The sequence below is a fragment of the Alicycliphilus sp. T452 genome (assembly GCF_054512775.1).
Window position 1 is genome coordinate 1 of record NZ_JBTNEH010000046.1, and the last position, 9,685, is coordinate 9,685.

9 protein-coding genes and 1 pseudogene are annotated in these 9,685 nt (G+C 66.1%); 4 read left to right on the top strand and 6 right to left on the bottom strand.

Annotation, left to right across the window (positions count from 1 at the left end):
* Positions 1 to 189 precede the first annotated feature (189 nt).
* The gene (locus ACX12L_RS22355; protein ID WP_459264507.1) at positions 190 to 1,146 is read left to right on the top strand and encodes an IS110 family RNA-guided transposase; all 957 of its coding nucleotides are present in this window, start codon (positions 190 to 192) and stop codon (positions 1,144 to 1,146) included.
* A 16-nt stretch (positions 1,147 to 1,162) separates the two neighbouring features.
* On the opposite strand, the gene hemW is transcribed toward ACX12L_RS22355, so the two are convergent.
* The 5 genes from hemW to ACX12L_RS22380 all read right to left on the bottom strand — a co-directional run bounded on the left by hemW (position 1,163) and on the right by ACX12L_RS22380 (position 5,871).
* Positions 1,163 to 2,395: a radical SAM family heme chaperone HemW gene (gene hemW / locus ACX12L_RS22360; protein WP_459264508.1), complete on the bottom strand. Its 1,233-nt coding sequence runs from the start codon at positions 2,393 to 2,395 to the stop codon at positions 1,163 to 1,165.
* Between the two features lie 92 nt (positions 2,396 to 2,487).
* The gene (gene rdgB / locus ACX12L_RS22365) at positions 2,488 to 3,105 is read right to left on the bottom strand and encodes an RdgB/HAM1 family non-canonical purine NTP pyrophosphatase (RefSeq protein ID WP_459264509.1); all 618 of its coding nucleotides are present in this window, start codon (positions 3,103 to 3,105) and stop codon (positions 2,488 to 2,490) included.
* Positions 3,106 to 3,150: 45 nt separating this feature from the next.
* A complete protein-coding gene (rph, locus tag ACX12L_RS22370) occupies positions 3,151 to 3,888 on the bottom strand; it encodes a ribonuclease PH (protein WP_459264510.1) in 738 nt (245 codons plus the stop codon).
* Between the two features lie 67 nt (positions 3,889 to 3,955).
* On the bottom strand, positions 3,956 to 4,858 hold the full coding sequence (locus ACX12L_RS22375) for a PP2C family protein-serine/threonine phosphatase (protein WP_459264511.1): 903 nt from the start codon (positions 4,856 to 4,858) through the stop codon (positions 3,956 to 3,958).
* Complete coding sequence (locus ACX12L_RS22380) at positions 4,855 to 5,871, bottom strand: serine/threonine protein kinase (RefSeq protein WP_459264512.1); 1,017 nt, start codon at positions 5,869 to 5,871, stop codon at positions 4,855 to 4,857. Before ACX12L_RS22380 ends, ACX12L_RS22375 begins: the two co-directional genes overlap by 4 nt.
* 96 nt (positions 5,872 to 5,967) lie before the next feature.
* Between ACX12L_RS22380 and ACX12L_RS22385 the strand changes: the two genes are divergently transcribed.
* From ACX12L_RS22385 to ACX12L_RS22395, 3 genes are all read left to right on the top strand, one after another.
* Complete coding sequence (locus ACX12L_RS22385; protein WP_459264513.1) at positions 5,968 to 6,861, top strand: YicC/YloC family endoribonuclease; 894 nt, start codon at positions 5,968 to 5,970, stop codon at positions 6,859 to 6,861.
* 495 nt (positions 6,862 to 7,356) lie between these two features.
* Positions 7,357 to 8,211: a tyrosine-type recombinase/integrase gene (locus ACX12L_RS22390; protein ID WP_459264515.1), complete on the top strand. Its 855-nt coding sequence runs from the start codon at positions 7,357 to 7,359 to the stop codon at positions 8,209 to 8,211.
* 331 nt (positions 8,212 to 8,542) lie between these two features.
* Positions 8,543 to 9,589 (top strand): hypothetical protein, encoded by a 1,047-nt coding sequence (locus ACX12L_RS22395; protein WP_459264514.1) that lies wholly within the window; start codon positions 8,543 to 8,545, stop codon positions 9,587 to 9,589.
* Here the strand turns inward: ACX12L_RS22395 and ACX12L_RS22400 are convergent.
* Positions 9,572 to 9,685 (bottom strand): annotated as a pseudogene (locus tag ACX12L_RS22400) (IS5/IS1182 family transposase); the annotation flags it as partial. The gene ACX12L_RS22395 and the pseudogene ACX12L_RS22400 sit on opposite strands and share 18 nt — an antisense overlap.

The following is a 9,685-nucleotide window of genomic DNA, read 5'->3' on the forward strand; positions in this document are numbered from 1 at the left end:
ACGCCGATTGGGGGCATCCCTCCGGCAGAAGCTGAGGCAAACTACTGGAGGCAACTCGCCGTCAGCGACACCTCGACAGAGGTGTCAACTTAAACCAATCGGCCTCCTTGAAAGCCGGGGCGGTTCACTGCAGCCCGAACGGTTGTAGGAACTTGAAGTTCGCATAGACAAGGATGGGAGTGAGAGGACGTGTCCGACTCTGTTTTTATCGGTATCGATGTTTCCAGTCAGACGCTGGAGGTCGCTAGCAGCAACCAGGCCAAGACTTGGCAGGTCGCCAACGACGCCAGTGGCATTGAGCAACTGCTCAGCCAGGTATCGGCCTTGGCGCCTGAGCTGATCGTGCTGGAAGCCACGGGTGGCTACGAGTTCGAGGCGGCCTGTGCGCTGCAGGCCGCGGGCCTGGCAGTGGCCGTGGTCAACCCGCGCACGGCGCGCGACTTTGCCCGTGCGATGGGCGCTCTGGCCAAGACCGACGCGCTGGACGCGCGCATGCTGGCAGCCTTCGCCCGTGTGCTGCACCAGCACCCTGAGCGCGAGCGCTTCGTCAAGCCGCTGGCCGACGCCGAACTGCAGCAGTTGCAAGCCTTGGTGCTGCGTCGGCGCCAGCTGGTGCAGATGCTGACAGCCGAACGCCAGCGCCTGCGCTTGGCGCATGCGGCCGCGCGCCCGAGCATCGAGCGGGTCATCGTGTTCCTCAAGCAGGAACTGGGCGACAGCGAGGCCGAGGTGGCCGCACATGTGCAGCATCATCACGCCCAGTTGGCCCAGGCGCTGGCCAGCGTGCCGGGCATCGGTGCTGCCAGCGTGGCCGTGCTGCTGGCCGAATTGCCCGAGTTGGGCAAGCTCGACAGGCGCCGCATTGCTGCACTGGTGGGCGTGGCGCCTTTGAACCGGGACTCGGGCCAGATGCGCGGCCAACGCTGCATCTGGGGAGGGCGTGCCGATGTGCGGCGCACGCTGTACATGGCTACGCTGACGGCCGTGCGCTACAACCCGGCACTCAAAGCCTGCTACGAGCGTCTGCTGGTCGCCGGCAAGCGCAAGAAGGTCGCCCTGGTGGCATGCATGCGCAAGCTGCTCACCATGCTCAACGCCATCGCAAAACATGGCTCGATGTGGGATTCGACGATGCATAGCGCTTGACAAACAAGACGGTTGCTCAATCCGCGAGGAACAGGGCCTGCAGGTCGCTGAGGAAGTCGAACCCGCGCTCGGTGGGGCGCACGTGCCCCATGTCGCGCGTGACCAGGCCCCGGGCCTCGGCCTGCTGCAGGCCCTGGGCGATGGCCGTGAGCGGCTGGCCGGTGCGCTCCGTGAAGTCCTGCAGCGCGAAGCCTTCGCGCAGGCGCAGCGCATTGAGCATGAATTCGAACGGCAGGTCGGCGCGGCGCACGTCCTCGTCCTGCGCGATGGCGCGGCCGGCCAGGGCGCCGGCCATGTAGAGCTGCGGGTCGCGCAGGCGCGCCTGGCGCACGATGCGGTGCGCGAAGCTGAGCTTGCTGTGCGCGCCCGCGCCTATGCCGAGATAGTCGCCGAACTGCCAGTAGTTGCGGTTGTGCAGGCACTGGTGGCCCTCGCGCGCGTAGGCCGAGACTTCGTAGCGCGACAGGCCCGCGGCCGTGGTCAGCTCGGTGATGCGGTCGAGCATGGCGTAGGCCTGGTCGTCCTCGGGCAGGCGCGGCGGGTATTTGGCGAAGTAGGTGTTGGGCTCGATCGTCAGGTGGTAGATGGAGACGTGGGGCGGCGCCAATGCCAGGGCCTGGCGCATGTCCTGCTCCTGCTCGGCCGGCGTCTGGCCGGGCAGGGCGTACATGATGTCGAGGTTGAAGGTCTCGAACGCCTGCGCGGCTTCCTCCACGGCGGCCAGGGCCTGGGCACGGTCGTGCACGCGGCCCAGGGCCTTGAGGTGCCGGTCGTTGAAGCTCTGCACGCCGATGGACAGGCGCGTGACGCCCGCGCCGCGGTAGGCGCTAAAGCGCTCTTTCTCGAAGGTGCCGGGGTTGGCCTCCAGCGTGACTTCGCAGCCGGCATCCAGGGGCAGGCGCGCGCGTATGTCGCCCAGCAGCCGGTCCACGGCCTCGGGCGAGAACAGGCTGGGCGTGCCGCCGCCGATGAAGATGCTGTGCACCGTGCGGCCCCAGACCAGGGGCAGGTCGGCCTCCAGGTCGGCCACCAGCGCGGCCGTGTAGCGCGCCTCGGGCAGGGGTTCGCCGCCGGGCGCCTGGTGCGAGTTGAAGTCGCAGTACGGGCATTTGCGCAGGCACCAGGGCAGGTGCACGTACAGCGACAGCGGCGGCAGGCTGGTGAGCTGCAGCAGGCCGGGGCGCATGTAGTGCTGCACGTCGTGCAGGGCGGCGCCCGGCTGTGCGGCGGGGGTGATGGGGATGCTCATGGCGGTATGGAAAACATAGCTGCTGGCGCTTTCTGCATAAGGGTCTCAGGTGAAAAACTATTTGAAATCCTTGTGCAGCAAGCGCCAGGCACTCATTTTTTTGATGCGCCCGAAAACCAGTGCTCGCGCATCAGCGCCAGCATCTGCTGCGCCGCGCGGCCGCGGTGGCTGTGGGCGTTCTTGACCTCGGCGGGCAGTTCGGCAAAGGTCTTGCCGAAGGCGGGGATGTACATCACCGGGTCGAACCCGAAGCCGCCCGCGCCGCGCGGCGCGCGCGCGATCTCTCCGGCCACGCGGCCCACGGCGATCAGCGGCTCGGGGTCCTGCGGGCTGCGCACGGCCACCAGGGTGCTGACCATGGCGGCGCGGCGGTCCTCGATGCCCTCCATCTGTTCGAGCAGCGCGCGCACGTTGTTGGCGTCGCCCTTGTCGTAGCCGAACTGCGTGGCGTAGTAGGCCGTCTGCACGCCGGGCTGGCCGCCGAAGGCCTCGACGCACAGGCCGGCGTCGTCGGCCAGCGTGGGCAGGCCCGTGTGGGCGCTGGCGAAGCGCGCCTTGGCCAGGGCGTTCTCGACGAAGGTGTGGAAGGGCTCCTCGGCTTCGCCCACGCCCAGCTCGGCCTGGGCGACGAGTTCGACGCCCAGCGGCGCCAGCATGGCCTGCAGCTCGGCGAGCTTGCCGCGGTTGTTGGATGCGAGAACGAGTTTCATGGTCAAAATGGCTTCCAGCGCTTGTGTATCAGGCGCCAATGGCTATCAATTGTGCAGCGATTCCTGCTGCAGCAGCACCAGTTCGGCGATGCCCTTCTCGGCCAGGGCCAGCAGCTGGTCCATTTCGCGGCGCGAGAAGGCGGCGCCCTCGGCCGTGCCCTGCACCTCCACGTAGTGGCCGGCGCCGGTCATGACGACGTTCATGTCGGTGTCGCAGGCCACGTCCTCCACGTATTCCAGGTCCAGCAGCGGCTGGCCCTGCACGATGCCCACCGACACGGCCGCCACCGCGCCCGTGATGGGCGATGCGGCGATCTTGCCGGCGGCCAGCAGCGTGCCCACGGCGTCGTGCGCCGCCACCCAGGCGCCGGTGATGGCGGCCGTGCGCGTGCCGCCGTCGGCCTGGATCACGTCGCAGTCGATCTGCAGGGTGCGCTCGCCCAGGGCCTTGAGGTCGAACACCGCGCGCAGGCTGCGGCCGATGAGGCGCTGGATCTCCTGCGTGCGCCCGCTCTGCTTGCCGCGCGCGGCCTCGCGGTCGCTGCGGGTGTGGGTGGAGCGCGGCAGCATGCCGTATTCGGCCGTCACCCAGCCGGAGCCAGAGCCGCGCTTGTGCGGCGGCACCTTTTCCTCGACCGAGGCGGTGCACAGCACGCGGGTGTTGCCGAACTCGATGAGCACCGAGCCCTCGGCGTGCATGGTGTAGCGGCGCGTGATGCGGATGGGGCGCAGCTCGTCGGGGGCGCGGCCGCCGCTGCGGGCGAAGGAGGTGGTGGGGTCCATGGGGTCGGTTCCAGTCGGAAAAGGGCTGCCGCTGCGGCAGGGGGCGTGCCGGCCAAGCGCGCGCCGCCTACGCCTTGCGCGCGGCGGTGCGCCTGATGGCTTCGTTGATCTCGGCGATCGAGCGTTCGATGGCCGCGTCGTCCAGGTCGTCCGCGAAGCCTTCGAGCGGGCCGGCCTGGATCGTGGAGGCGAACACCTCGTCGCTGATGCTGTCGGTGGTCACGGCCTGCGCGGGTTCGCAGGTGTTGGGCGTCTCCCACTCCATGGCCACCACGGTGACGTTGTCGCTGGCGTCGCCGCCCCGGCGCAGGGCGTCCTCGACCAGGTCGGGCACCGCGTGGGAGACGGCCTGGCGCGCGATCTGGCGCGCGATGGCGGCGTCGTCCAGCTGGCTCCACAGGCCGTCGGAGCACAGCAGCAGGCGGTCGCCCTGCTGCAGCGGCACAGGGCCGGCGGTGTCGAACAACGGCTTGGTGGGCGAGCCCAGGCAGGTGAACAGCACGTTGCGATTGACATGCCCCGGGCCGGCCATGGCGGCGTTGCGCAACTCCTGGTAGGAGTGGTCGCGCGTGCGCATGAGCAGCTCGCCGCCGCGCACCAGGTACAGGCGCGAGTCGCCGCAGTGGATCCAGTGGGCGCAGCCGCCCTGCGCCACGGCCACGACCAGCGTGGTGCGGGGCGTGTCCAGCATGCCCTTGTGGTCGCCGTAGCTCAGGATCTGGTTGTGCGCGGCCAGCAGCGCGGACGAAAGGAATCCGGGCACGTCATCGAGCACGGGCCTGGCCTCGTGCTGGAACATGGCGGACACGGTCTGGATGGCGATCTGCGCGGCGACCTCGCCCTTGGGGTGGCCCCCCATGCCATCGGCCAGCACGAAGAGCGCCGACGCGCGCGTGTAGCAGTAGCCCATACGGTCCTCGTTCTTCTCGCGCCCGCCGCGGCGACTGAGCTGGAAGACGGAGAACTTCATTTGGAGCGCGCGCCGGGGCGGGTGGCTTCGCCGGTCTTCTGCAGGTTCTTGCGCGTATCCGCCACCAGGGAGTCGATCTGCATGCGCATCTTCTCGGCCACCGTCAGCTTGGTGTAGCGGCGCTCGCCCTCGCGCGAGAGCTCTTTTTGCAGCGCGAACACCGATTGCGGGCGCGACAGCGGATCGAGCGCCATGCACCATTCCACCACCTCGATGAGGTTGTCCGAGTAGATGCCCCGCAGCTTGTGCAGCGCCAGCGTCAGGCGGTCCTTGTCCTGGCGCTGCGGCGCCTCGTTGGGCGGAAAGCCCTGCATGCACGCATAGATGCAGGCGCCGATGGCGTAGATGTCGGTCCACGGGCCCATCTGCGCGTCGCGGCGGTACATCTCGGGGGCGGCGAAGCCCGGCGTGTACATCGGGCGGATGAAGTTGCCCTCCTTGGACAGCACCTCGCGCGCGGCGCCGAAGTCGATCATCACGGCCCGGTTGTCGTCGGTGATGAAGATGTTGGCCGGCTTGATGTCCAGGTGCAGCATCTTGTGCTGGTGCACGATGCGCAGGCCGCGCAGCACCTCGTCGAACAGCGAGCGGATGGTGGACTCGCGGAACACCTTCTGCGCCTTGAGGTCGCGCGCGGTGATGATGAAATCCTGCAGGGACGCGCCCTCCAGGTAGTTCATCACCATGTAGACGGTCTCGTTCTCGCGGAAGAAATTGAGCACGCTCACGACGGACGCGTGCGAGATCTGCGCCAGCGAGCGCCCCTCTTCGAAAAAGCTCTTGAGGCCCAGGCGGTACAGCGACAGCTTCTCGGGCGGCACCTTGGGCAGCAGCTCGCCGGGCTCGCGTGTGACCAGGGAGGCGGGCAGGTATTCCTTGATGGCCACCTGCTGGCCCTCGGCGTCCATCGCGAGGTACACCACGCCGAAACCGCCCGCCGCCAGCTTGCGCACCACGCGATAGCCGCCAATGACGGTATCGGGGAGCAAGGGGGCCGGTTTGACTTTTGACATAGACAGCAGGGTGCGGACGCGGGCGTGGAAGGGAGCCCGGATAATCGCCGGATCGCAAGCTACCAACCACCGAAAAGTCCAATGCCAGTTTACAGCATGACCGGATACGCGAGCGTGCAGCTCGCCATGGCCCCAGAGGCCGAGGACAGGGCCGGCAGCGCACGCCGCCTGGGCCTGGAAATACGTTCCGTCAACAGCCGCTTCCTGGACCTTTCACTGCGCCTGTCCGACGAACTGCGCGCCCAGGAACCCGCGCTGCGCGCCCTGCTCACGCAGCAGCTCAAGCGCGGCAAGGTCGAAGTGCGGGCCTTCGTGGACACCGACGAATCCGCCGCCCTGGCCGAGCCCACGCCCCGGTTGCTGCAGCGCCTGGAGGCCGTGCAGGATGCCGTGCGCGCGTGGCTGCCCGATGCGGCGCCCCTGACCGTCGCGGAGGCCCTGCGCCTGTGCGCGAACGCGGGCGCGCCCGCGCAGGACTGGAGCGCGCCCATGCTGGAGCTGGCGCAAGGGGCGCTCGACGACATGGTGGCCGCGCGCGAGCGCGAGGGCGAGCGCCTGGCCGCCATGCTGCAGGACCGCCTGGCGCAGCTGCGCGCCCTGGCCTTGCAGGCTGCCCCCCTGGTGCCGCAGCTGGTGGGGCAGCAGCGCCAGCGCTTCATGGAGCGCTGGCGCGAGGCCATGCAGCTGGCCGAGGGCGCCGCCGTCCCCGAGGCCGCGCAGGACCGCGCCCTCAGCGAGGCCACGGCCTTCGCCATACGCATCGACGTGGCCGAGGAAATCACGCGCCTGCAGTCGCACCTGGACGAGATCGAGCGCCTGCTCAAGAAGGGCGGCGAGGTCGGCAAGCGCCTGGACTTCCTGATCCAGGAACTGCACCGCGAGGCCAACACCCTGGGCTCCAAGTCCGCCGCCATGGACCTCACGCGCATCAGCGTGGACATGAAGGTGCTGATCGAGCAGATGCGCGAGCAGGTGCAAAACATTGAGTAGTGCCCCATGTAGTGCCATGTAGTCCCATATTTTCGGCTTACCCATCATTTTTCAGCAGCTACGAGACTCATTTCGCCCCAATGGGACGCTCATGAAGTCCCACCACGTTTCACTAAAACGCGTACTTCCTGCTGGATAAATCATTGAAGCCCGTGTCCAAGCGCTCTCGCTGAGGCAAATGCGCGACGGCGTGGAGTCCGGGTGCCGTGCGGCTGGCCGCATCGGCAAAACGCCCATTCGCCTTCCACCCAATTTGCCCTCATAGGCAGACATTTGCGCGTGGCATATGCCCGCCGACCGTTGCGCTCTTCACCCCTTGAGGTGACTATTTCCCCGGAATCTCGACGGGCCTGCCCAGCAGGCTCGTCGCGCGCAGCATTGTTTACGAGGTCCGCCATGCCACCCATTGAACAAAAGGCCAAGCTGGTCACAGACCTGACACTGAGATCTTGGCTGAACGCAGGACCGGTCGACCGAAGCGTCGGCAACGGTCTGATGTTTGTGGCCTCCGAGGCCAGTTCCAGATCAGGGCGAGCGTCCTGGATCCTGTGCTATCGGTTTGGCGGTCGACAGAAGGAGAAAGTGCTGGGCCGATACCCCGACATCTCGCTCAAGGAAGCCAGGGAAATCGCTCTGCGTGATCGGGCACTCATCCAGCAAGGAGTGGATGTAGCAGCTCTCAAGCGCCGCGAGAAGCTGAAAGCCCGAGAGACGCACAACGTCTCTTCGCTTGCCCGTCTCTGGTACGAACGGGAGATCGAACCGCGGTACAAGCACCCCGAGAATGTCGAGCGGGTGATCCGCCGACACATCAAGCCAGCCATCGGGAGGCTTCCTGTCGACGAAATCCGCCCCATCCACATCGACGATGTACTCACGCGGATCGTGTCTGCTGGGGCACCGACAGTAGCAAACGATGGCCTTGTCGCGCTGGGCTGCATTGCTTTCAGATATGGACACACGTGCTCAAGCCAAACAAAGAACGCATGCTGCCAACACGCTCTGAAGCTGCCGCAAAAGACGGAGGGCGTGGCATGCACTAGATCAAGCCGCAGATTTGCACTGCGCCACCAATCTCGATGGAAATTGCCGATATCTCTCGGAAAAGTCCCCCGGACCACTCGGCAATGCATTCGCCCCTACGCACCTCTGCATACTGGAGCGGCATCGCCTCGAAGTCCTTCAGAACTGGTCGTCGGCCTGGTGAACCTGAGCACCGGCCGACGGGTCAATTTCATCGACGCTGCCCCCCACTGCTGCTTCGCCGCTGCGATGCGCTGGCAGCGGTCGGCATCTTCGTCACGAGCGCCATCCTGGCTGCCAGTTGGGATGTGCGGCGCCTGCTGTTGACTGTTCCGCTCAGCTTGCTGTACGTGCCCTGTAGGGTGCTTGGCCGGTTGCTGTGGCGAACCCGGCTACGTGGGCAGGTGGACCGTGGTTTGGACATGCGCTGACCGCAGCATCAGCCGAACCGCCGTGCCTGTGGCGCGTCAAGTAGTCGCGATTCGGGCGAACGGAACCATGAGCCTAGCGCCGATTGCGATCTGGTGAATCCTGAAGCTGCCACCATGGGAATTATTGGGTGTAATTGGATGTAGTATTGGCGCAATGATCGCCGCCCATGCCATCCAGATCACCCCGGAAGTCCTGAAGCTCATCGCCAGCATCGATGAGTTCAAGGGTGGCCTGGCTGACTCGAGATCAGGAGTGCCGTTTTGACCACGTGCTGGATTGGCGCGCGGCCGAGTCGGATTCCGAATCCCCCGTGCGGGCCATGTCCAAGGGGCGTCTGCTAGACGCCATGCGCGTGCTGATCGGCGCCATCGCCACGGACGAGATCGCACTGCAGGAGTCGGTGTCGGCCAAGACGGAGACCCACAAAGCTCATCTGCAAGAAAGCGCGCGCAGGGAGTGGGCTTTTGGCAGAACGCGGCTCAGTATCACCCAGGCCCTGGGCCTCACATCGGATGACGTGCCCGAAGGAAAGCTGGGCATCGAGTCACTGAATCAGGCCGCGCGTCAGCATCTGGCCAAGGTAAGCCGGGTCAGCCCGGGTGCGGACGTGTACAACCTGGACGAACTGCGGCAACGCAGCCGTGAAGCCGAAAAACAGGTGTCGGAACTGAGCAGTAAGCTGGCCGTCCTGCAGAGCAGTTTGCCTCTCAACCAGGAGTTGCTGCGCCAGTACAAGGCTGAGTTGCCGCTGATTTCCGTGCGACTTCGCGAGGCGGAAGTGCCTGTGTGCCAGATTTGCGAAGTGCCTATCGATCGGATCAAGGCTGAGGGATGCAAGCTGTCGCACAAGCTAACCGATCTGGAGGGGCTGAAGCGCAGACATGAGGCCGTAACCCAGAAGGTCAGCCAGCAGCAGGCTGTTGTTGATGACGTGCAGGCTGCCATCACAGTGCTGAACCAGCAACTGCCAGCAGCACGCACGGCCAGAGACACCCTTCGGCAAGATTTGAGCAAAGCCGAAAAGCTCAGTACGCAACGCTCGTCGGCCTGGTTTAACGCCCGCCGCCTGCTGGACGACATCCAGCGCTTGAGTGCAGATTGGGATGCATGGGAGTACGCCCAAAGGCAGGCCACCGAGATGGCCACAAAGATCGATGCTGAGCGCGAGCAACTGGCCGCTTTTCGCGACCGGCAGGCGACCGTGTTCGACCGGCTATCGACGCATTTCGACGCCATCATCCGTCTTAGAACCTGTTTACGATCTCCTGAGTAGCAACGCCAAGAACGCCAAGTGGATGAACTGCAGGCTGGTGTTGAGCAGGCGCTCGCAGTTCTTCCACAGCCTGCGGTTCTTCTCCAGCCAGGCAAA